The following is a 22,714-nucleotide window of genomic DNA, read 5'->3' on the forward strand; positions in this document are numbered from 1 at the left end:
TTTATTCTTTATTTTGAGATGGAACTATTCTTTGAATTATTTTTTGAAAAAACTTTTGTATTGGCGTAAGTAATACATCCATGTTAATTAACCCAATGTCGTTTGTAGCACGGTATGTTAATAAAATTGCCAATGGGGTAAGAATTAATGATGACATCCATGAACCAAAAAAAGGTGGTAAACCATCTTCTTGCGAAATTCTTTTCCCAAATGTATTGATAAAGTGAAACGAAATAAAAATCAAAACAGCAAAAACAATAGGGAGTCCTACTCCACCCTTACGAATAATGGCTCCCAAAGGCGCTCCAATAAAAAACATCAAAAAACATGCATAAACAATAACAAACTTATCATACAATGACAAGATGTGACTGTTGATATTTTTCTTTTTATTGTCTAATTCTGTTTTTGAAGCATCAACTGTATATATTGTACTTTCAATACTACTTATCGCTGTATTTAAAACCCTTGCTTTTTCCTGATTGTTATAAATAGTGAGAATATTTTTTACAAATGGCTTTTTGGTTTTTTGAGGTTCATTAGAATTATTATTACTCAAAATGGGGGCTTTGGCAGCTATACTTTCAGAAAATGCAACAATTTCGTTGTCTCTATTTTTTTTCAACGAATCCAAAGTGTATTTCAAATCACTAACATTAAGCATGTTATTAGTATTAGAAACCGACTCATTATTTTCGTCAACAGCATTCAATTTAGACAAATCTATATTGATGCGATATACTTTAAATGAACTTTTTGCAAAAGGAATTTTATTTCGGTCTTCATATTTTTTGGGAACAATGTCTTGATAGTAATTTCCCTTATTTAGAACCAATTGCAGAAGATTAGTTTTTTCATTACTAATCAGTTCACCATCTGTTGCCCGAATAACAGTCTTACCACCATCCCCATTTTGAGATTTTTGGTGAATTGTAATTCCAGTAAGATGATTTCCGTTTTCGCCAGATTTTTTATTTACTTTGATATTATACATCCCAATATCACTAAATTGACCTTCGGCGATTGCTAAGGCAGGTTTTGCTTGAGCAATATTTTTTCTGAAATTGACAAACCTAAATTCGGCATACGGAATGACATTATTTGCAAACAAAAAAGCAACTATGCTTAGAATTGCAATTGCAATTATCAAACTACGCATAGCTCTTTGCAAAGAAATACCAGAAGACTTCATGGCAGCAAACTCATAATGTTCTGATAAATCACCAAACGACATTATAGAGGCCAATAATATAGAAAGTGGTAAAACTAGCGGTACAATTCTAGGTAGCGAAAACGCTAAAAATTTTATCACCATTACAAAATCTAAATCTTTTCCAGCTAGTTCGGCAATAAACAGCCAAACCGTTTGCAGAATGAACACAAAAAAAAGGATTACAAATACCGTAGCAAATGTTCCTAAAAAAGTTTTTAATAAGTAACGGTCTAAAATTTTCACCTAGTAATTAGTCTAATTTATTGATGTAATAATTGGGGTATTTACTAGCGACAAAGGTAAATTGATTTTTTGGTAAAGCTTGATTAGTTTTAAAAGAATTCACTGTCAAAGTTGTTTTAGTTCCCTTTTTTCCAATTTCAATGATATTGTAAATTGTATTTGTTTTAGAATCAATTCCTAACAAAATTTCTTTCCTTTGATCTTTTGTATTAGTAGGAATCAATTTGACATACTGAATTTTTTTGCCACCAACATTCTGTACAATATCCATTGAATATTTATATCCTTTGTTAAAAAAAGTCAACATTTTTGATGGTGTGATAGCAGATTCATCTTTTTCATTTACGGTCGAAACACTTATTTCTTCATCTTCAGGAACAATTGTATAGGTTTTCTTCCCGTCGAAAATTTTGGTAACTCCCATCAAATTCAAAACATATTGATTTCCTTTCATTACAACATTCCCTTTGCTTTCTTGATTGATATTCTCTTTTGCATTATTCAAAGAATATTTAAAATCGATAGCGATATTATTGTAACTTTTAATTTTAGCAGTTACTTTATCCAGTAATGCTTTGGCTTTGGCATCCTGAGCTTGTGCCGAAAAACCAATAAAAAATACCAATGTAAAACCTAATATAAACTTTGTTCTTATGTTGTTTTTAAAAATCATTTTTTTGTTTTTTATCCTTGATTAATTTTGTTTAGCAAATTCTAAAATGTAAAGCTAGTTTGAAAAGGATTTGAAATGAAAGGCGAATAACTTACTTTATCCTTTACTTTTATATGGTGGATTTAAATATATTCGATTCTAAAGAAAATATCCACATCAAGTAATCCTTATCTAAAATCACAGTAATCAGAATTTGATGCAAATTTAAAAAGCTTAAAAGTCAAAAGCATTAAAAAAAAGCTAAATTATCACAATTATCTAGGTTTCATTATTGAAAAACTGGTCTAAACTAGCCATATCTTGTATGTTTACACTTCTAGCCTTACTTCCTTCAAAAGGTCCTACAATTCCTGCAGCTTCTAACTGATCAATCAATCGACCTGCTCTGTTATAACCCAATTTCAACTTACGTTGCAATAAAGAAGCTGAACCTTGTTGAGCACTTACTATAACTTCTGCAGCTTCTCTAAACAAAGTATCTCTTTCTGAAATATCCATTTCTAAACTCACTCCGCCATCTTCTCCAATAAATTCTGGTAGCAGATAAGCTGTTGAATATGCTTTTTGAGAACCAATAAAATCAACTATTTTTTCTACCTCTGGTGTATCAACAAAGGCACATTGTACCCTAACAACATCATTACCATTTGTATAAAGCAAATCACCACGACCAATCAATTGGTCTGCTCCTTGCGTATCTAAAATAGTTCTCGAATCAATTTTCGAAGATACTCTAAAGGCAATTCTAGCAGGAAAGTTCGCCTTGATCAAGCCTGTAATTACGTTTACCGAAGGACGTTGTGTCGCAATAATCAAATGTATTCCAATAGCACGAGCTAATTGCGCTAAACGAGCAATTGGCATTTCTACTTCTTTCCCTGCTGTCATAATTAAATCGGCAAACTCATCAACAATTAAAACTATATAAGGCAAAAATCGATGACCGTTTTCGGGATTTAACCTGCGTGACTTAAATTTCTCATTGTATTCTTTGATGTTTCTCACCATTGCATCTTTCAAAAGATTATAACGGTTATCCATCTCAACACAAAGAGAGTTCAATGTATTTACAACTTTGGCATTATCCGTAATGATTGCGTCATCAGTATCAGGAAGTTTAGCCAAGTAATGTCTTTCAATTTTATTAAAAAGTGTCAACTCCACTTTTTTAGGATCGACCATTACGAATTTGATTTCTGCCGGATGTTTTTTGTACAATAAGGAAGTAATTACGGCATTTAAACCGACCGATTTTCCTTGACCAGTAGCTCCAGCCATCAATAAGTGTGGCATTCTGGCCAAATCGACCACAAAAGTTTCATTCGAAATTGTTTTTCCAAGTGCAATCGGCAATTCCATTTCGGCTTCTTGAAATTTTGCCGAACCAATAACGCTTTTCATAGAAACCATTGTTGGATTCTTATTAGGAACTTCTATACCAATAGTTCCTTTACCTGGAATTGGCGCAATAATACGAATTCCTAATGCCGAAAGAGACAAAGCAATATCGTCTTCTAAACTTTTAATTTTAGAAATTCGAATTCCAGCTTCAGGCACAATTTCATATAATGTAACCGAAGGACCAACAGTAGCTTTAATTTGGGCAATTTCGATTTTGTAATTACGAAGCGTTTCAACAATTTTATTTTTGTTTTCTTCTAATTCTTCTTGATTAATAGTAATACCTCCTGTTGAATATTCTTTTAATAAATCGATTGTGGGATATTTATAATTGGACAAGTCCAAAGTTGGATCAAATAATCCAAAATCTGAAACCAATTTTGAAGCTAAATTGTCCTCTATTATATCTTCTTCGACTGCTTTTTCAATCACAAATGCTTCTTCTTTAGGTTGCTCAATATTGGGATGAACTTCAACTGGAAGCGGTTTAAGTGTTGGATCTAAATTAATTTCTGACGAACTAGAAATCGTGGGTTTCAAAGCTTCTTTATTGATTTCAAATTGAGAACCTGTAGTTTTTAAGTGGATCAAATCCAACTCTTCATCCACATCATTAATAGGTTCTTCTACAGCAAATTCTTCTAAGTTATAGCTTGGATCGTTTGATGAAATAACTGGTTGCGGTAAAGTAATCTCTTCTTTAATTTCTTTTTTTGTATTCTCAAAAAACGACTGTACCCGTTCAGGCGACAATTGTATTTTGAAAATTAAATAAATAATTATTCCAAAAACTAGGGTTAACAAAGTCCCAGTATTACCTACATAATCTTGCATTAAGATATTCAGTTCGTAACCAATAGTTCCTCCTAATTCTGGGATAGAAGTTGCAAAAAAACCAAATAAAACCGAAATTATAATCATGACAAATAAGTCCCAAAACCAGATGCCTTTTAGTTTTTTGATAGAAAGATCTAAAACCAAATACATTCCGGTTAGAAAAAATAAACGCACAAACAAAAAAGATGCTACTCCAAATCCTTTGTAAATAAACAAATCAGCCAAATAAGCACCGAACTTGCCTAACCAATTTTGAACCGATTCATCACGATTTGTCAATTCATGAACAGCACTTTGATCATAATGACCATGAATAAAAAAAGAAACAAAAGCAACCAGTAAAGCAATTGAAAACAAAACCAATAAAGCCCCCAAAACAATACATTGTTGTTTGGTTAACTTCCATGATTTTGTTTTTTTTACTTCTGAATCGTCTTTTTTATCTGATGTTTGTTTTTTTGTAGATTTTGCCATTCTTGAATTTACTTGAACCTATATTAATTTTGGAATATAAATAATAAGACCAATTGCTATTGCCGTTAATGCTGCAAAAAAAACAGCCCCAGCAGCAATATCCTTTATAAAACCAATTCTTTCATGGTAATTAGGATGAATAAAATCAGCTATTTTTTCGACTGCTGTATTCAATCCCTCAATACTCATAATTAAACCGATTGCCATAGTTTGAAAAAGCCATTCGGTAGTTGAAATCTGATAATAAAATCCAGCAATGGTTATAAGGATTCCTATTGAGAATTGAACCATTATACTGTGCTCGGTAGTTATTAGTTTTACGGCACCAAGAAAAGCGTATTTTACGCTTTTCAATCGGCCCGTAAGTAGAGAATTGTCTTTTTGAAATTTCATAAAAATCTTAAAGAGCAGCTAATGCCGCTTCATAATTTGGCTCGTGAGCTATCTCGGCTACTTGTTCTGTGTGTGTAATTACTCCGTTTTCATCAACTACTATAATAACACGTGAATGAAGTCCGTTTAACGGCCCATCAACAATATTTAAACCATTGTTTTTACCAAAAGTTCCTTCTTGAAAATCAGATAAATTAACAACGTTTTCTAAACCTTCGGCTCCACAAAAACGTTTTTGAGCAAACGGTAAATCTCTAGAAATACATAAAACGGTAGTATTTGGTAAACTACTTGCTTTTTCATTAAATTTTCTAACCGAAGTTGCGCAAGTTCCTGTATCGATGCTTGGAAAAATATTTAAGACTAATTTTTTCCCTGCAAATGTGCTTAAATCTGCAATAGACAAATCGTTTTGAACTAATTTGAAATCAGCCAATTTAGAACCAACTTTTGGTAATTCACCTGAAGTATTAACAGGATTTCCTCCTAATGTTATAGTTGCCATAATTATTTTTTGTTTTTTGTGAGGTTCAAAAGTAAGGATTAAAATTTGAATCTAAAAGTATTTGTTTCTTACAAAAGGGCTTTCAAATGCTATTTTCGAATGGACTTTAGCCAAAATTTATTTTACTATTTTTTACTTATAAAGTTGGTATTCAAATAGAGAAAATACCTTGTATAATGTTTTGAGATAATGATTGTATATAATGAATTTGTAGCAAAACTTTTTATAATTGCAATGAACTACCTCCTATTCTTTTGAATTACATAATTGTTATTTAAAACACATCCTTTTACTTATTTCTGTAAAATTATTATACCCTGCAAGACAAATGATTACAAAATAAAATCAAAAAGTTTCAAATTTATCAGTCTGTAAAGTAAATAATAAGAATTTATTTGCGTTATAAAATCATAGATTTAGTGCAATTGTTATAAAAACTGCACGCAAAAAAAAAGCATATGTCTCATTTTGAAAAAGTTAAAAAACTCCCTATTTATCAAAAAGCAGAATTACTTCATCAATTAGTCGAAAGTCTGGCTGCCTCGCTACCAGATGAAGATGAATACATTCAGGTCGCTAAGGACTTGATGCGCTCTGACGCTATGATGATTCCAGCAAAAATAGCAGGTGCTGAGGGTGGTGATTTATACAGTATCAGAATGCAAAAAGCGGCATTGATTAGAGAACACGCCATACAATTGGATATTCAAATTAGTGACTTGCGCTTTCAAAAAAACTATACCAATATAGAATATGTTTTGCTAATTCGGAAAGAACTTAATGAATTTAGATTGTTATTTATAGATTGGATTAATAGTTTTGATGCTACTAATTACGTTTGGGACGATTGGGAATTGTTTAACCCCAATGGAGCAATTAGACCTACTGACAACAATACCCATTTTGAAGACGACGAGTTTAACTCTGATGATTTTTGGGATAATAATGATTAATTATTTTGCTAATATACTGGCAATCTCTCTCTGCCCAGGATTGCAACAAAAAGCCCGCAAGGAAGGAACCTAAAAAAACAAAACCCAAAACAGCGACCAACGGAAGCTCGTTTTGGGTTTATGTTTTTTAAGGTGATGCCCGAGGACTTGGAGTGTAAAGCCTGAATTGGCAGCCGAAATATTTTACAAGTAATTTTTTTTGAATTAACTTTGGTTGAAAAGTTTTGTGATACGTAAGTTTAGTAGGGAATTAAATTTTAAAATATGTCGAATATTGGATTAATTATTGAAGAAAGAGCTGCTAATATTGGTAATTTTCTAGTTGGTAGGCTTTTGCCTTTTCGTGAAAAACGAGCTGTTGGTCCATTTGTTTTTTTGGATCACATGGGACCAGCGCTTTTAAAGGACTATCAAAATTTAGATGTTCCGCCACATCCTCATATTGGACTTTCGACACTTACTTATCTATTTGAAGGGGCGATTATGCATCGAGACAGTGTGGGAACCGAAATGGAAATTACTCCTGGAGCTGTAAATTGGATGACTGCTGGTAAAGGTGTAGTACATTCTGAACGTACACCTGAGTGTTTGAGAACCACGGATAAAAGTTTGCACGGTCTTCAAATTTGGGTAGCTTTACCGAAAGAAAAAGAAAATATAGATCCTTCCTTTGTGCATATTGAAGCCCAAGATATTCCTGAGTGGCAACAAGATAATGTGACTATAAAATTGATCGCAGGTGAAGCTTTTGGAAGAAAATCACCTGTACCTGTTTACAGTCCGTTGTATTTGATTGAAATAAAGAGTAGCACCAAATCAATACTGAGTATTGGCAAAGAACTTTTTGGAGAAAGTGCCTTGTATATTTTGGAAGGCGAAATTAAAAACAACGGTAACACTTATTCTTCTAAACAAATTTTAGTTGCCAAAGAAAGTAGTCTTTGTGAGTTTGAAATGGGTGAGCATACTACAATTTATATTTTTGGAGGTGACGCTTTCCCTGAAGAGCATTTTATATATTGGAATTTCGTGCATTCTGATAAAAATGTTATAGAAAAAGCCAAACAAGATTGGTTAGACCAAAAATTTCCAAAAGTTCCTAACGAAACAGAATTTGTCCCTTTGCCACAACCTCAATTTAAAAAAAACTAAAGTAATAGTTTTGCTTTTTTTAACCTAATTAACTGTCTTATAGCTTTTTATACGAATACATTTTTCAGTTCCTAAGTATAATGGATTACCGTGTTTTTCGGACCAAAATCCGTCTAAAACATCGTGGCTAAGACAACGGTAAACTGCTACACCTTTATAAATTTTAGAATCATCCCCTTTATACTTAAAATTAAGGACCACTATATCATCTTTAAAAAAACCTGTTCCGGTTTGCACTTGTATATTATTGATGATCCACTGCCCTATAATTCGATTGTTATGATCTAGTGATAAAGTCAAAATACCTTGGTAAGTAAAGCCATCATCTTCACTCTGATTACTTCCTTTAATACTATAAGTGCCTACTATTTCTTGTATTGTCATTCTGTTTTCTAAATAATGACAAATGTACTATTTCTATTTTGCAATTTCGTTTTTTACAACTGCATAGACTGAAGTCTTAATCGTTTTTTAGTCTCATTTCTTCATTTTAGGTACAAATTTCATAAAAATTACTACTCCCTTTTTGTTTATAATTTAACAAAATATACAGATTTAAGTTTTTTTTTACAAGAATACACTATCTAAATTTGTATTTATATTTATTCATTCTAAATAAAAATAATGAAGCGCAATTTATATTATATACTACTATTCTTAATAACAATTAATACTTACAGTCAGAACAACAGCTTTAGCGGTACAATTGTTGGCGAAAACACACAAACAATATCTGATGCCGTAATTGTTATCAAAAATAGATTGACTACAAAAAGCACAACCACAGATGCAACAGGTAAATTTAAAATTACAGGAATTGCATCTGGCACTTACAAAGTAACTATTACTGCAGTAGGTTATTTATTGTTAGAAAAGGAATACAAAATAAATTCGAACGAAAAACAAGATTTTATTTTAAAGGAAGACATTAATAATCTGAACGATGTTGTAGTCAAATCAAAATCAGAAGAACAAAAAAAACGTGAAAACCCTATTGCTGTTAGTGTAATTGATGTTGAAAAAACGATTGATCGCTCAGTTTCCGTTACACAGCTCATCAATCAGACTTCTGGAGTAAAAGTACGTGAAGCAACTGGGCTTGGTAGTAATTTTGAAGTTAATATCAATGGTTTACAAGGAAATGCCATCCGATTTTTTAAAGATGGAATCCCAACTGAATATTTAGGAAAAGCCGCACAACTAAACCTAATCCCTTCTGCTTTGATTTCGAATGTAGATATTTACAAGGGAGTTTTACCTACTGAACTTGGTGCAGATGCTCTTGGTGGAGGTATCAATATTGTTACCAAAGGAAACTCCAAAAATCACATAACTGCAACTTATGAATTGGGTTCCTTTAACACCCATATTGGTACAGTAAATATCAATTATCTTATTCCGAATTCATCTTTTTTTGTAGGAGCAAATGCTTATTTTATTTATTCGGATAACAATTACCAATTGGATGCTCCTGTAAGAGATGAAAATACTCAAGCATTGACAACGGTTCGTTTAAAACGTTTTCATGATAATATTAGTTCTCAATTTGCTCAAGTTTATTTTGGAATACAACAAACAAAATTTGCCGACCTATTAAAATTTGAGGCTTCGTATTTTAATTATTATAAAGAATTGCAAAACGGAATTTTTATAGATAACGTTTTTGGAGAACCCATAAATGAGGAAGAAAGCAAAATGTTCTCGTTGACTTATGAAAAAAAATTCACAGATAAATGGCTATTTAAAGCTTTTGGTGCATACAGTGATAAAAATGAAGTTTTCGTAGATATATCAAATTACAAATATAATTGGTATGGAAATATTACGAATCCAAATGAGCCTGATTATATTTCTGGCGAAGTGAGCACACCAAAAAGAGATCAAAATCTGGATATAGATGTCTATACAGGTCGCCTATACACACAGTATGATCTTACTGACAATATAAATTTTAAACTCAGTTCGACATTACTAAATCAAGATCGTGTAGGCTCTGACCCTTACTCCGTTCCTAATCCTGTAACTGGAATTCAGCCTATAACACAACCTAACGAGTACACAAAAATAATTTCGGGTTTTGGAATCGGATTGAAATTTTTAGAAAACAAACTCCAAAACGAGTTTACTGTCAAACATTATTATTTGGACGTAACTTCAACAGATTTATGGAGATATGGAGAAATCAATTCACAACAACACAGATCGTTTGGTGCTGGAAATTCAACAAAATATAATTTTAGCGATACACAGTTTGCTAGAATATCATTTGAAAACACTACTCGAATTCCAGAAGTAGTTGAATATTTAGGTGATAATTTATTTGTATTAGGAAATCCTGAATTAAAACCCGAAAAAAGCAACAACCTAAATCTTGATTTTTACACACATCTCAATAAATCGAGAACTATTTTTATGGACATTGCTCTATTTTATAGGAACACTACCGATTTTATACGAACAGTTCCTGTTGGTTTAATTTTTGCACGATATGACAATACAAATACGCAAATCACGAAAGGAATAGAAACTTCATTTAAATTCAATTTTAAAAAACAGTTTACAACTAATCTGGCAGTAACCTACCAAGATATGCGTACGGAAGATGTTGGAACCGTTTTAGAAGGATCTAGAACTCCAAATGTACCTTACTTTTTTGCCAACATAAATACATCCAAAAAATTCAACTCAACTTTCAAACTTCCTATTGATACAGAATTGTATTTGAGTTACTATTTTACAGAACAGTATTTGTTATTCCCCATCAATAAAGAGCTAGAGCCAAATTTATTCGAACATGATTTAGCTTTTACCGATTTGATTATACCTACACAACATCAGCTTGATTTCGGAATCACATCAAAATTTCAAAAAATTCCACTAAGTATAAATATTCAAATCAATAATTTATTGAACTCCGATTTGTACGATCAATTCAGAGTCCCGAAACCAGGAACAAACTTCCGATTAAAACTTACTTATAAATTCTAAATACATTAATTAAATAAAATTTCACAATGAAAAAATCAATTTTAAAGCTTTTGCTTTTGGCCTTATCCATTACAACTTTTACAGCCTGTTCATCATCTGATGATGATAATAATAACACAGAAGGAGGAGATACCAGTGGAGACAAATATGCTATGTTTATTGTTACAGATGAAACCGCAATGAGCGGAGTTTTAGTCCCATTTGACAAAATGCCTGAAGGAGAAATAAATGTATCTAAATTGACCAATGTAGTACAATTAGGTAGTTGCCGTGCAGCTGGTGTTGGTTTTAATGGAGCTATATATCACACTTCGAATACGGCTGGCCAATGGGGAGTTCAAAAGTTTACCCTGAATAGCGCAGGTAGTTTTGTAGCTGCAGGATTTTTACCTACTGGAAATCAATACACTACAGGAAACAACTTCGGTTTTATTTCTAATACAAAAGGGTATTATACCAATAGCGAATTGAGTCAAACCGCTATACAAATCTTCAATCCAGAAACAATGGTTAAAACTGGTTCTATTGATTTAAGCACGCCAATCAATACCATAAAAGAAACACTTACCAATGTTGCAGGAATCAGCATCGGTGGATTTATGATTCAAAGAGACGGGAAATTTTTTACCGAAATCTTCTTTTTAGACTCAAACGGATACCAGGTAATTGACAAATCTTACATTGCCGTTGTGGATACAGCTACAGATAAATTAGATAAAATTATCACTGTTGATGATTTTAAACTTTTTGGATATGGTTTAAAAAATTGTAATTATGTCACCATTGATGCTAAAAATGATATTTATTTGGGTGCCTTCTTAGGAAACTTCAACGATGCTGAAGGACCAAATTTTGCCGTTTATAGAATTAAAAGCGGACAAACCAATATAGATTCATCTTGGAGAATCAATTCATTGACTGATTTTACTACTGAAAATTTTGGTCTTGGCGGAGAAGTTTTGAACGGAAAAATGTACTTGAAAATGTTTACTGAAAAAATTGACATCACTTTCAAAGGAATGTCTAAAAAAACATATGCTGGTTACGAACTTGATTTGGCTACAAAAGAGTTGAAAAAAATTGAAGATATCCCAGTTGGATATTGGAAATCGGTACATGGTCCAGCTATTTACAATGGCAAACCTTACTTTATTGTTGAAGATCAAGAAGCTGAAGATCAAAAAGCAAATGGCAAAAAAGCATATTACTACGCTTATGATCCAGCAACAGGAAAATCTACCAAAGTGATTACCGTAATTGGAGGACAACCACAACAAATTATCAAACTGTAATTAATTTTAAAATTTAAATAAAATGACAAATCAATCAAAAATCAGTTTTACCTGGCTTGCAATAGCATTAAGTTTGGTTATGCATACCATTATGGAAATTTCAAGTCATATTTTCTTCCCAAAACCCGATGCAATGGTAGCAAAACCAGGTGCTGAAATTCCGCCAATTTTTCATGTGATTTATATTTCAGCTATGATTTTACCAATGATTGTTGGATTTATCACCCTTATTACAGAAAAGAAAATCTTCAAAGTTATCACTTTTGTCTATGCAATTTTATTAGTGATTCTAAATGCTTTTCATTTTGTAGAACAAATTTCAGGTAACCCATCGGATATTTCGCAAGTCGTATTGTTATTATTTGTAGTTGTAGCAAATGTGTATTTAATTATCTGGCTAAATAAATGGCAAAAAATTGATATTTAAATCAATTAGATCCCTAATCACATCTTTTTTAAACTGTTGTCTTATTTCATTATTTGACAACAGTTTTTTTTGTTCACTATCCGAAAGTCTAAAATAAAAAATGCCTGAGAATCTCTTATTTTTGATTTGACTAAAAAAAATAATTATGGGACTTTTCAGGCGAATCAAAAATAACAAAAAGCCACTTATTAGACAAATAATAGATTTAGCACCACTTTGGATGATTGAATCTTGTGCCAAACAACACAAAAGCGACAAAGGTTGTAGTAAATACAAGACTTACGATCATTTTGTGGCCTTAACTTACGGACAGTTCAATAAATGCTATACTTTGAACGATATTTCTACCGGAATCGGTGTTAATGAGACATTTATAGGGGATTTAGGATTATTGCAAAGTCCAGCGCAAACCACAATGAGTGATGGTAATCTATTGCTTGCTTTGATAAATAGAACAATAGCAAAAAAGACAAAATCATTCTCTTCTTTAGTTGAAAAAATCAGGATATGCCTAACTTATTACTTGAGTTTGAATTATGTCTTCAATCAAGTTGGTGATGGTGCAAAAAAAATAAGTCCAGAACCAAAATTACAATTCAATTCGGACTTATTTTTAGGATAATTTATATGTCGTACCCTGTTTATAAGGGCTACAGACATTTTTTATATCGTTATGTAAAACTTTCGGATAGCTGTGAGAATTTATTTTATAAAAATGACTAATAATAGAAAAGGACTATCCGAAGAACGGGCAGCCTTTTTTGATAAAAAAACTTTTATCCTAAAAACTCTTTGTTAGAAAATTATTATTGTCTGGTAAAAAAATATTTGTTGACAAAATTCTATTTATACTGATTTTACAAAATTATACTCTCATAAAGGTAGTAAGACGCAATTTTTTAAGGATTTACTTTGCGACTCTGTGACTTTGGGAGAAACATCCAAAACCAAGTTCTATTTCAAGAAAATTTTGTGAGATCAATGAATTCAATACTTAGCTAAGTTTTTAAAAAGTTTTTCCCGTACAGCAATATTAAAAAATTAATTGTGCAAAAAGATACAAATCATGTCTCCAAACTGGCCAAGTATGCCCTCCTGAATATTCACTATACTTATACTTTATCTGAAATTGATCAAATTTGCTCAACATAATTTTACAGTTTTCATAAGCGATATCTTCTTTACCTCCCATCGAAATCCAGAACTCTTTTATGTTACTATTAATCGTAGTCGCATTATTTTTCATAAACTCATAGTGAGAATCAGACAAGCTTGGGTTATTTGCCCACCAACCAGAACTAAAAACGCCCAAAGCAGAAAACATTTCAGAATTTTTCACTCCTGTATAAAGTGTTTGTAAACCTCCCATCGACAAACCTGCTAATGCTCTATTTTTTGCATCTGTCGATACTTTATAATTGTTTTCTACAAATGGAATCACACTGTTTTTCAATTCATTTTCGAAAGCTTTAAGTGTATTTTCATTAAATCCAGCAATACCACCAGAGTTTCTTACATTGCCATCCATCATGACAATTACCATTGGCTTTGCTTTTTTGGATGCAATCAAATTGTCTAAAATTAGATTTGCTTTACCTTGCATTGACCACCCTCTTTGGTCTTCGCCCCCACCATGTAAAAGATACAAAACAGGAAACTTTTCGGCTGCATTATCATAACCTGGAGGCGTATAAACATACATCTCTTTCCATGAAGAAGAAGCTCTTGATAAATAATTATTAATTCGGATGGTACCATGAGGTACATCTTTCAATTCATAAAATTCTCCATCTTTATTTGGAATCTCAATACCACTAGCCATGCGACTCATCCCATAGAAAGACTCACTTGCTGGATCAGCAACCGCTACTCCATCAATAACCAAAGAATAATAATTGAAACCACTATTGATAACATCAGTTGTTCCGTTCCAAAAACCTTCATCATCTTTTACCAAATCATACTTTTTACCTAAATCGATTTGTACCTTTTTTGCATCTGGTGCTTTCACTTTAAAAATAACACGATTATCGGGTAACACTTGTGGATATTTGGCATTGCGAATGTTTGTTTCTGCGGGTGTTCCTAAAACACTATACTGTGTAAAAGTCGAAGAATCAACTGGTTTAAACAAAAATTGTGTAAACATATACAATCCGTTTTTCCAGACTTTAAAATCATGAACTCCAGGCTCAATGTAATAAATATGAGGCACCTCGTTTTTGACCAAATATTCGTGTGTTCTAGTACTATTGTAAATCAATTCATCATCAATACCACAAGAAATCCAAAGCAACTTGATTTTCTTTTTGGCATCATTAGGATTTGGCATTAATTCCTCAGGCATTTTTGTATTGGGAGCAGATGAGAAACCTCCAATCCAAGCAAATTTATCCAAATTACCAAGGCCAAAATTTAAAGACTGACCTCCGCCCATAGACAAACCAGCAATTGCACGATTTTCTCTATCTTTTAGTGTTGGATATTTTTTTTCGATAAAAGGAATTAAATCCTTGAGTAAATCTTTTTCGAAAGTTGCAAAAGCTTGTACCTTATCAGGAGCCATTATATTTCCTGTTGCTCGATCATCTTTCATTGCTCTGCCATTGGGCATTACAACAATCATAGGTTGTATTTTTTTATCTGCATACAGATTGTCTAAGATGATTTGAGGTGTACCACCATTGAGCCACTCTTTTTCATCCCCTCCAATTCCATGCAAAAGATACAATACAGGATATTTTTTCTTGCGATCAAATCCCGGTGGAGTATAAACAGTTACTTTTCGATTACTTCCAACCGTTTGAGACTTATACTCTAAACCTTCTATATTTCCTCTGGAAATTCCTTCTCGTACTTGATCAAAACCCTTGGGAGCTTCCTTCTCGACTGGTTGAGCAAAAAGCATATTGATTGAGAAATTCATTATCAAAATGATTGACAGTATATTCTTTTTCATAAATATTTTTAATCGTTTTTAGTTAATAAACATTTTATTGTTCAGTTTGAATAATTGGATAATTAATACTGTATTTCAGTATAAAAAAATATCCTAGTGGTTATTTATTATTTAAACTAAGACTTTAAATAATTATATTTTAAAAATTATTTTAGAGCTTTATATTCTTCAAGAGAAAGCATTTTTTCAGCATATCGTTTGCCTAATTCTTTATAGCCATTAGTATCGAAATGTAAATGATCAGAAGCAACCGAACATCCTTTGGAAGAAATGATATAAGAATTCGGTAACACTTCTGGAAGTTTAGCAATAATTGTATTCATGCTAGCGCATTTACCATTTTGTTCCTCATGTACTGTTTCGCCAGACAACAGAGGTACTTTTTGGGGATCTAGATTCAAGTCTTTTATCAAATTATCATAAACCTTTTTAACTTTTACTGGCCAATTAGCATCACCTGTATTGGATTCTCCTTGATGCAACAAAATTCCTTTTATCACACCGCTTTTTTGAGCAATTCTTGCCATATCGACCAATCTTGCATAAGGATTATTATTGTATTCATTTAGTGCATTTTTCATCCAATCTGGAGCTGTTGCTACATAATTTTGACAATTTTCTTTATCAAAAAGTTCAACCTTACATCCACCAACGGCAACATTTATAACTCCTACTTTAATTTTATCAGGAAGATTTGCAATCATTGTACGTCCAAAAAAATCAGTTAATGTAATTCCCGTTTTACATCTACATAAAGGCGGAATAGCCGTGTACCATTTGCCCATTTCACGATTCAATTCTGGGCAATTTACAGCTTCTAAAACTTGAAAACGGCTATCGACTCCAATAGTATCTTGAGGTTCAATTTTGGCACTTCCTTCCATATTCGATTGTCCAAAGGCTAAGTAAATATGAAAATTCGAATCCTGAGAAAAAACCCTTGGCGCTACCAATACGAAAAATAAAAAAAGAAGTAATCTTAAATTAATATTCATAACAAATTGTTTAAAATTAAAATATTTAGATTGTTTGTATTATCTTCATTTACAAACTCAAGTAAATCAAAAAATAAAGTGTGTAAATCACATTTATAAAGCAAATATAAACAAATCACAAAATAAAACAACCGATTGTGTAAAATATTTTAATTAAAAATTCAAACAAACAACTACTATTTTAAGGTAATTAAAAAATATTTCTAAAAAATTTATCAAAATTTCATTTTGTAAAATCACTAAAATTGAAGTATAACAAGAAAATATACGCATAAAAAAAAGCTCCTCAATGAGGAGCTTCTTAATAACATAAAAAAATTCAATTATATAAACTAATATTTACTTAGTTCTGATTTTGCCAAAAATTCTTCTACTTTTTTGACCATATTAACACTACCGCTATAAAAAGGGACTCGTTCGTGAAGACTCGTAGGTTCAATTTCCATTATTCTAGAAACACCATCTGATGCTCTCCCTCCTGCTTGTTCGGTAATAAATGCCATCGGATTACATTCGTATAAAAGTCTTAATTTGCCAGTTTTAGATTTAGTGGAAGGATATAAATAAATTCCGCCTTTCAGCATATTTCTATGTATATCTGAAACAAGACTACCTATATATCGCGATGTATAAGGTCTGTTTTCCTCTTCTTGCTGACAGTACTTAATATAATCTTTAATTCCTTGCGGAAAATGAATATAATTACCTTCGTTTACAGAATAAATATTTCCGTCGGCAGGAAATTTTATTTTAGGGTGCGAAAGATAAAACGATCCAATAGCTGGGTTTAAGGTAAAACCATTAACACCATGACCAGTAGTATATACAAGCATGGTCGAAGTACCGTAAATAATATATCCAGCAGCTACTTGATTTATCCCTGGTTGAAGAAAATCTTCTAAAATAACAGGTGTTCCCACTTCGGAAACTCTTCTATAAATAGAAAAAATAGTTCCGACTGAAACATTTACATCAATGTTAGAAGATCCGTCAAGTGGGTCAACTAAAAGTACATATTTATTATTATACCCTTTATCGTTTCCTTGAACGGTGATAAAATCATCATTTTCTTCTGAAGTTATTCCGCATACAATTTGCCTATTGGTAATTGTTTCTATGAAGACCTGATTGGCATAAACATCCAATTTTTGTTGATCCTCACCTTGAATATTTTTTTCACCAACAGCGCCAATAATGTTTACTAACCCAGCTTTGTTCACCTTATAGCTCACTACTTTTGCCGCTAGTTTAATAGCATTAAAAAGACGAGATAACTCGCCAGATGAATATTTAAATTCGTTTTGGTTTTCGATTATAAATTCACCTAATGTTTTGTTATTGCCTTCCATAATTAATTCATTTTTTAAGTATCAATTAGAGATCATTACCCTTTTACGTATATCCGATTTGGTAGTAAACCCTAATTTGAGATTCTTTTTTTGTCAATTTAAAATCCTTTACTGGCTATGGCTATAAAAAGATTTATGCTTTGTTTTTCATATCATTATAAATAATTGATACAAAAATTAATTGAGGGGAAGCTTCATTGGTTAACAAAGCAAATTGAGTCAAAGCACATAACATCCTTATTATAACAGTGAGTAATTACACTTTTTTCATCCAAATAAAGATTAAAAACGAATACTAATTCGCTATTAATTTGAACCTAAATTCCATAAAAGTTCATCAATAATAACGAATACAGAAATTTAAATCCCTGCGTCAAAATTTGGCGTCTCAATAGGTTCCAAATTTTTCAACTTTTTAATTTTATCGTTCAATTTTAGAATTCTATCCAATTGCTTTTGTTGGATCGTGTATTTTGTATAATATCTATACAATTCCTTTCCGATAAAAAATGTACTCACAGAAACTCCTGTAAGTAATCCAATAAAATAATAAGTAATGTCCATTTTTAATATATTTAGTTAGTTAAAAAGCATTTTCATCTCCTTTTAATGTTACAATAACAGTTAAAAAGCAAATTTTAATGTCGGTGATTAAACTCCAACGTTGTACATATTCAATGTCTCTATTGACACGTCGTTTCATATCCGACACTTCTTTGGTTTCGCCTCTAAGTCCTGAAACTTGGGCTAAACCAGTAATTCCAGGTTTTACAAAATGACGAACCATGAAATTATTAATGTGGTCATTATAATCTGAAGTATGTTTTATCATGTGAGGACGTGGTCCTACTACACTCATATTTCCCATCAAGACATTAAAAAATTGAGGCATTTCGTCGAGACTTGTTCTTCGAATAAACTTTCCGATTGGCGTAACACGAGAGTCTCCTTTTTGGGCCTGTTGGCTTTCATCGCCTGAGTTAATGTACATACTGCGAAACTTATAACACCAAAAAGGTTCATTCTTTTTACCAGTTCGCAATTGTTTGAATAAAACAGGCCCTTTACTTTGTCTTTTGATAAGAATGGCCAATAAAGGATATAACCATGACAAAATAAAAATGATAACTAAAAGACTAAAAACAATATCAAATATTCTCTTAACCAATCGATTATAAGCATTTTGCAATGGTTCATATCGAGGTGTTATAACATGAAAATTGTTTAAGTGTGTGGATTTGAAATGTTTCTTGGAGATAGACGAAAAATCTGGAACAAATTTCAAGCGCATACAATGTTGATCTCCCAACAAAAAGAAACAATTCAGATCGGTAATAAAGTCAGGTTTGGATACAATATATAACTCGTTGATGTTTTCTTTCGATGCATTATGAATTGCCTCAGAAAGAGCCGAACTAAAATCATCATGATTAGTGTATTCTATAGAGGAATTTTCATTGACAATTCCTAAAAAATCGATAAAGAAAGAATTACTTTCTAAATGAGAAGCAAGTTCAATACTAGTTTTATTAAATCCCCAAATCGCCACAGTATAACGTTTAAAAACCCATCCTTTTATTTTACCGATCACAAGCGTAAATAGAATTCTAGACAGTAAAAAATAGGTTAATAAAAAACTCAACTGAAACAAATTGGCTTTACTTCCAATAAAATATAGTACATTATCCTGAAATATATAAATATACAGATGCCACAAAATTCTTTGAGTAAAAAATGCACGCCAACTATTGCGAAAAAAATATTCTAAACTAAATAGAACATCTACTCTATACAATCTAAAATAGGATACAGAAAATAACCAACTTAAAATTGTAATTGGAATCATTTTATTGAGAATAATGGAATTCCATCCAAAATTCTCTGCATCTACAAAATTCAAAAAAACAACAGTTCCAAGAACCATTGCAATCATATCAACAATGGCGCAGCAAATTATAAAAGTAAACTTATGTCTATTACGCATTTTTAAATCTTATTTTGTAAAATAAATTATACACCAATGCCCCAATCAAACTCCCAACAACACCAAAATAAACATCCATCAAGTCAGGGCTTCTGTCTCTTAATAAAAATTGTCCACACTCGGCTATGAATGCAACAACTCCAGCAACTAGAAGGTTTTGTATAAAAATCAAATTTTTGTTTATATCTGTTTTTTTAGAATTTTTACAATTAGAATAGGCCTGAATCAAAAAACCGAAGGCGATAAAAGGAATTGCTGTACGTAAATTATAATTTTGATTACTCCAGATTAAAAGCCATTGTGGCAAATAGGTTTCGGATTTTAGTGTAGGATCTGGTAACCATGAATAATAAAATACTAGTCCAACAACAGCAAACAGTGGAAATAAAATTATTTTTTTGGTCATTTTGCAGTGCAATTTTAGGATTAGAAAAGTTCTTATTTATAAAATTTAAAACCGTAACCTACTATAATAAAATACATTATTCCATTTTAATTTAAAAAAACAACTATAGTATTATGCTTTGTTAAACCATGATTTTTTTTCATTTTTTTCCTTATAGCCATAATTGTAATTGTATCCATAAGAATCTTTTTTGCTAATAGCATTAATCACAATTCCAACATTTTTTAATTGTCCTTTCTTTATAAAATTGCTAAGTTGGTTTAGTGTGCGTTTTTCAGAATAATTAGATTTAACAACAAAAACAGTTACATCCGCCAAATCACTGAAATTAAGAGTATCCGAAACTACCTGCACTGGTGCCGAATCAATGATGATAAAATCATAAATATTCTTAGCTTCTTCAATTAAAATTTTAAAATTAGCATTGGTTAATAACTGCGTAGGATTTGGTGGAATATTTCCAGATAACAATGTATCTAGGTTTTCAGAAAACTCATCACCCTTTATCAAGAAACTCTTCCAATCTTCGTTCTTGTCTGATAAAAATTTAGAAAGACCTACTGTGTTTTTATCAACATTAAAATAGTCTTGCAAATGAGGGTTTCTTAAATCGGCACCAATAAGCAAAACCTTTCTGTTAAGATTACTAATAGTTATGGCATTATGAAAAGCACAAAATGATTTTCCTTCGCCTTGAATAGACGAACTAAACAATATTACATTTCCTTTTCGTATTTCCTTTCGGGGCAATAAATAGGAAATATTAGAAAATAAAATTCGAGTTGCTTCGGCAATAATGGATCGTGAATTTGCTGAATTATCTAATTTTCCATCGTTATTGATTTTGGGAATAACTCCTAGAAAAGGAATATCGGCAAAATCTCCGCCTAAATCTTCTTCATTATGAATTTTAGAGTCCATTTGAAGATTAAGATAAACAAATCCAAAAGGCAACAAAAAACCAAACAAAACGGCTCCCAACATAAATGGTTTTGGTTTTGGAAAAATGGCCGAAAAATTAGTTTGCGGAGAGTCTAAAATACTTAAGTTTGATTCTAAAATTGCTCCATTCAAAATAGCCTCTTCTCTTCTCTGTAATAAGGCTGTATAAGTTCCCTCTTTTAGCGTCAAATTATTATTGATGTTTCCAAGTTCTTTATCTTTTGTTGGGATACTTTTGGCAGCCGAAACAGCGTTGCTTTGCTCTACTTTATTTACTGCATCATTTTGCTTCAAATAGTTCAAATAATCCCCAAGTGTATTCAAAATTGCTTGTTTTTGAACTTTCAATTGCGACATCAAAGCCAAATAGGCTGGATTATTTTTTTGAGCTCTTTGTAAAAGTAATTCGCTTTCCATAATACTAGTATTGTAACGAACAAGCATCTCATTGACAGATGGCGAATCTATATTATAATCTGTACCCAAAACTGCAGTATTACTACTTCTTTTTATATCATCAATTGCAAAATTGGTTAACGTAATTTGCTTCTCGTTGAGCAATGAATTTGCCGTTTTGGTTGCGTTATCAGTGGTTTTAGAGGCTATATATTGATCTAAAACATAAATATCATTATTGCGTAAATAGTTTTCTTTAGTACTTTCGATAGCGCTTTTTTCTTTGGCAAAAACAGCTATTCTTTGGTTTAAATATTCAATAGTTTTAGTGAATTTCTTCTGCTTGTTGGCCACAATATCCTTATCCAACTGATCTATAAGCTTGTCTAAGATTTGAACAGACAAAGCGGGATTTGTCCCTTTGTGACTCAAAAGCAAATTGGTATTGGGACTTTCAAAAGAATCGATTGTTAATGCTCCTTTCAAATTTTTGACAGCAGTTCCTTTGGACTCTACGGTTACGATATACTCTTTGCCTAAATAATACGGAATATTTTTTTCGGCTTTATCCGTAAATACGAGAGTAAAAGGTATATCTGCAAAAATTGAATGAGGTCTTTTGTTTCCAATCAAATATTTCTTTGCAGTAGTCAAATTAGTTACTAAAAAACCATGCTTGTCAATTTGTACGTTATAAGTTGCATCAGATAAAGAATCACTAGCAACTGTTGTTTTTATGGTAAAAGGAATATCATAGATAACCTTATTATCCAAATATCCTTTTTCGTAATAACTAATATTGAGTTTTAAATCTGTGACAATTTTGGCAAGGAAATCATTAGAAGTAATATACATTTTTTCCTCTTCAAGATCATCTTTCTCTTTCTCTTTTACAGTATTGGTGGTATTAATAATCTCTGAATTATTTTCTTTCTTAACATCAATATTAATCAAGGCAGATGTTTCGTATGAAGGTGATACAGAACGAATATAATAGTAAGCTCCCCCAACACTTAAGAATAAACTAACCAAAAACCAAGGCCAATATTTTAAGTATTTAAAAAAATCTTTTTTAGAATCCATAATGCTTTTATTTGAATTGAAAAACTTAAAATTTTTAAAAAAATAGATT

The 22,714-nt window shown here is 31.5% G+C and carries 18 protein-coding genes and 1 pseudogene; 6 read left to right on the plus strand and 13 right to left on the minus strand.

Annotated elements, in window-relative coordinates; all coding sequences use genetic code 11:
- Position 1: 1 nt before the first annotated feature.
- From ABEB18_RS13740 to tpx, 5 genes are all read right to left on the minus strand, one after another.
- Positions 2–1,456, minus strand: coding sequence for an LptF/LptG family permease (locus ABEB18_RS13740; protein ID WP_348799883.1), 1,455 nt, complete (start codon positions 1,454–1,456; stop codon positions 2–4).
- Between the two features lie 7 nt (positions 1,457–1,463).
- Positions 1,464–2,129: an outer membrane lipoprotein periplasmic chaperone LolA1 gene (gene lolA1 / locus ABEB18_RS13745; protein WP_348799884.1), complete on the minus strand. Its 666-nt coding sequence runs from the start codon at positions 2,127–2,129 to the stop codon at positions 1,464–1,466.
- A gap of 258 nt (positions 2,130–2,387) precedes the next feature.
- Entirely contained in the window at positions 2,388–4,841 is a 2,454-nt protein-coding gene (locus tag ABEB18_RS13750; RefSeq protein WP_348799885.1) for a DNA translocase FtsK, read from the minus strand.
- Between the two features lie 18 nt (positions 4,842–4,859).
- Positions 4,860–5,234 carry a diacylglycerol kinase family protein gene (locus tag ABEB18_RS13755; RefSeq protein WP_348799886.1) on the minus strand — a complete coding sequence of 125 codons (375 nt, stop codon included), beginning with the start codon at positions 5,232–5,234 and terminating at the stop codon, positions 4,860–4,862.
- A 7-nt stretch (positions 5,235–5,241) separates the two neighbouring features.
- Complete coding sequence (gene tpx / locus ABEB18_RS13760) at positions 5,242–5,739, minus strand: thiol peroxidase (protein WP_348799887.1); 498 nt, start codon at positions 5,737–5,739, stop codon at positions 5,242–5,244.
- Between the two features lie 458 nt (positions 5,740–6,197).
- Between tpx and ABEB18_RS13765 the strand changes: the two genes are divergently transcribed.
- On the plus strand, positions 6,198–6,692 hold the full coding sequence (locus ABEB18_RS13765; protein ID WP_348799888.1) for a hypothetical protein: 495 nt from the start codon (positions 6,198–6,200) through the stop codon (positions 6,690–6,692).
- Between the two features lie 264 nt (positions 6,693–6,956).
- Entirely contained in the window at positions 6,957–7,844 is an 888-nt protein-coding gene (locus tag ABEB18_RS13770) for a pirin family protein (RefSeq protein ID WP_348799889.1), read from the plus strand.
- A gap of 24 nt (positions 7,845–7,868) precedes the next feature.
- Here the strand turns inward: ABEB18_RS13770 and ABEB18_RS13775 are convergent, their stop codons facing one another.
- Positions 7,869–8,228 (minus strand): hypothetical protein, encoded by a 360-nt coding sequence (locus tag ABEB18_RS13775; RefSeq protein WP_348799890.1) that lies wholly within the window; start codon positions 8,226–8,228, stop codon positions 7,869–7,871.
- 240 nt (positions 8,229–8,468) lie between these two features.
- Here ABEB18_RS13775 and ABEB18_RS13780 point away from each other — a divergent pair, with 240 nt between their 5' ends.
- The 4 genes and pseudogenes from ABEB18_RS13780 to ABEB18_RS13795 all read left to right on the plus strand — a co-directional run.
- Positions 8,469–10,832, plus strand: coding sequence for a TonB-dependent receptor (locus ABEB18_RS13780; RefSeq protein ID WP_348799891.1), 2,364 nt, complete (start codon positions 8,469–8,471; stop codon positions 10,830–10,832).
- 26 nt (positions 10,833–10,858) lie between these two features.
- A complete protein-coding gene (locus tag ABEB18_RS13785; RefSeq protein ID WP_348799892.1) occupies positions 10,859–12,124 on the plus strand; it encodes a DUF4374 domain-containing protein in 1,266 nt (421 codons plus the stop codon).
- A gap of 22 nt (positions 12,125–12,146) precedes the next feature.
- The gene (locus tag ABEB18_RS13790; protein WP_348799893.1) at positions 12,147–12,551 is read left to right on the plus strand and encodes a hypothetical protein; all 405 of its coding nucleotides are present in this window, start codon (positions 12,147–12,149) and stop codon (positions 12,549–12,551) included.
- Positions 12,552–12,696: 145 nt separating this feature from the next.
- Positions 12,697–12,981 (plus strand): annotated as a pseudogene (locus ABEB18_RS13795) (DUF4372 domain-containing protein); the annotation flags it as partial.
- Positions 12,982–13,584: 603 nt separating this feature from the next.
- Here ABEB18_RS13795 and ABEB18_RS13800 read toward each other — a convergent pair.
- The 7 genes from ABEB18_RS13800 to ABEB18_RS13830 form a co-directional block, all read right to left on the minus strand.
- Entirely contained in the window at positions 13,585–15,510 is a 1,926-nt protein-coding gene (locus ABEB18_RS13800; protein WP_348799894.1) for an alpha/beta hydrolase-fold protein, read from the minus strand.
- A 146-nt stretch (positions 15,511–15,656) separates the two neighbouring features.
- Positions 15,657–16,505 carry a sialate O-acetylesterase gene (locus ABEB18_RS13805; RefSeq protein WP_348799895.1) on the minus strand — a complete coding sequence of 283 codons (849 nt, stop codon included), beginning with the start codon at positions 16,503–16,505 and terminating at the stop codon, positions 15,657–15,659.
- Positions 16,506–16,837: 332 nt separating this feature from the next.
- Complete coding sequence (gene fbp / locus ABEB18_RS13810) at positions 16,838–17,854, minus strand: class 1 fructose-bisphosphatase (protein ID WP_348799896.1); 1,017 nt, start codon at positions 17,852–17,854, stop codon at positions 16,838–16,840.
- A gap of 360 nt (positions 17,855–18,214) precedes the next feature.
- Positions 18,215–18,418, minus strand: coding sequence for a hypothetical protein (locus ABEB18_RS13815; protein ID WP_348799897.1), 204 nt, complete (start codon positions 18,416–18,418; stop codon positions 18,215–18,217).
- Between the two features lie 19 nt (positions 18,419–18,437).
- The gene (locus ABEB18_RS13820) at positions 18,438–19,838 is read right to left on the minus strand and encodes an exopolysaccharide biosynthesis polyprenyl glycosylphosphotransferase (RefSeq protein WP_348799898.1); all 1,401 of its coding nucleotides are present in this window, start codon (positions 19,836–19,838) and stop codon (positions 18,438–18,440) included.
- Positions 19,831–20,244 carry a VanZ family protein gene (locus tag ABEB18_RS13825; protein ID WP_348799899.1) on the minus strand — a complete coding sequence of 138 codons (414 nt, stop codon included), beginning with the start codon at positions 20,242–20,244 and terminating at the stop codon, positions 19,831–19,833. The genes ABEB18_RS13820 and ABEB18_RS13825 overlap by 8 nt, the downstream gene beginning before the upstream one ends.
- Before the next feature lie 111 nt (positions 20,245–20,355).
- The gene (locus tag ABEB18_RS13830; RefSeq protein WP_348799900.1) at positions 20,356–22,665 is read right to left on the minus strand and encodes a GumC family protein; all 2,310 of its coding nucleotides are present in this window, start codon (positions 22,663–22,665) and stop codon (positions 20,356–20,358) included.
- Positions 22,666–22,714 lie beyond the last annotated feature (49 nt).

The organism is Flavobacterium adhaerens, assembly GCF_040045115.1.
Lineage (GTDB): Bacteria > Bacteroidota > Bacteroidia > Flavobacteriales > Flavobacteriaceae > Flavobacterium > Flavobacterium adhaerens.

Bases quoted from the DNA above. Each gene is read 5' to 3' on its own strand.
- lolA1 (WP_348799884.1), bottom strand. From the start codon at position 2,129: ATGATTTTTAAAAACAACATAAGAACAAAGTTTATATTAGGTTTTACA.
- ABEB18_RS13750 (WP_348799885.1), bottom strand. From the start codon at position 4,841: ATGGCAAAATCTACAAAAAAACAAACATCAGATAAAAAAGACGATTCA.
- ABEB18_RS13755 (WP_348799886.1), bottom strand. From the start codon at position 5,234: ATGAAATTTCAAAAAGACAATTCTCTACTTACGGGCCGATTGAAAAGC.
- tpx (WP_348799887.1), bottom strand. From the start codon at position 5,739: ATGGCAACTATAACATTAGGAGGAAATCCTGTTAATACTTCAGGTGAA.
- ABEB18_RS13765 (WP_348799888.1), top strand. From the start codon at position 6,198: ATGTCTCATTTTGAAAAAGTTAAAAAACTCCCTATTTATCAAAAAGCA.
- ABEB18_RS13770 (WP_348799889.1), top strand. From the start codon at position 6,957: ATGTCGAATATTGGATTAATTATTGAAGAAAGAGCTGCTAATATTGGT.
- ABEB18_RS13775 (WP_348799890.1), bottom strand. From the start codon at position 8,228: ATGACAATACAAGAAATAGTAGGCACTTATAGTATTAAAGGAAGTAAT.
- ABEB18_RS13780 (WP_348799891.1), top strand. From the start codon at position 8,469: ATGAAGCGCAATTTATATTATATACTACTATTCTTAATAACAATTAAT.
- ABEB18_RS13785 (WP_348799892.1), top strand. From the start codon at position 10,859: ATGAAAAAATCAATTTTAAAGCTTTTGCTTTTGGCCTTATCCATTACA.
- ABEB18_RS13790 (WP_348799893.1), top strand. From the start codon at position 12,147: ATGACAAATCAATCAAAAATCAGTTTTACCTGGCTTGCAATAGCATTA.
- ABEB18_RS13800 (WP_348799894.1), bottom strand. From the start codon at position 15,510: ATGAAAAAGAATATACTGTCAATCATTTTGATAATGAATTTCTCAATC.
- ABEB18_RS13805 (WP_348799895.1), bottom strand. From the start codon at position 16,505: ATGAATATTAATTTAAGATTACTTCTTTTTTTATTTTTCGTATTGGTA.
- fbp (WP_348799896.1), bottom strand. From the start codon at position 17,854: ATGGAAGGCAATAACAAAACATTAGGTGAATTTATAATCGAAAACCAA.
- ABEB18_RS13815 (WP_348799897.1), bottom strand. From the start codon at position 18,418: ATGGACATTACTTATTATTTTATTGGATTACTTACAGGAGTTTCTGTG.
- ABEB18_RS13820 (WP_348799898.1), bottom strand. From the start codon at position 19,838: ATGCGTAATAGACATAAGTTTACTTTTATAATTTGCTGCGCCATTGTT.
- ABEB18_RS13825 (WP_348799899.1), bottom strand. From the start codon at position 20,244: ATGACCAAAAAAATAATTTTATTTCCACTGTTTGCTGTTGTTGGACTA.
- ABEB18_RS13830 (WP_348799900.1), bottom strand. From the start codon at position 22,665: ATGGATTCTAAAAAAGATTTTTTTAAATACTTAAAATATTGGCCTTGG.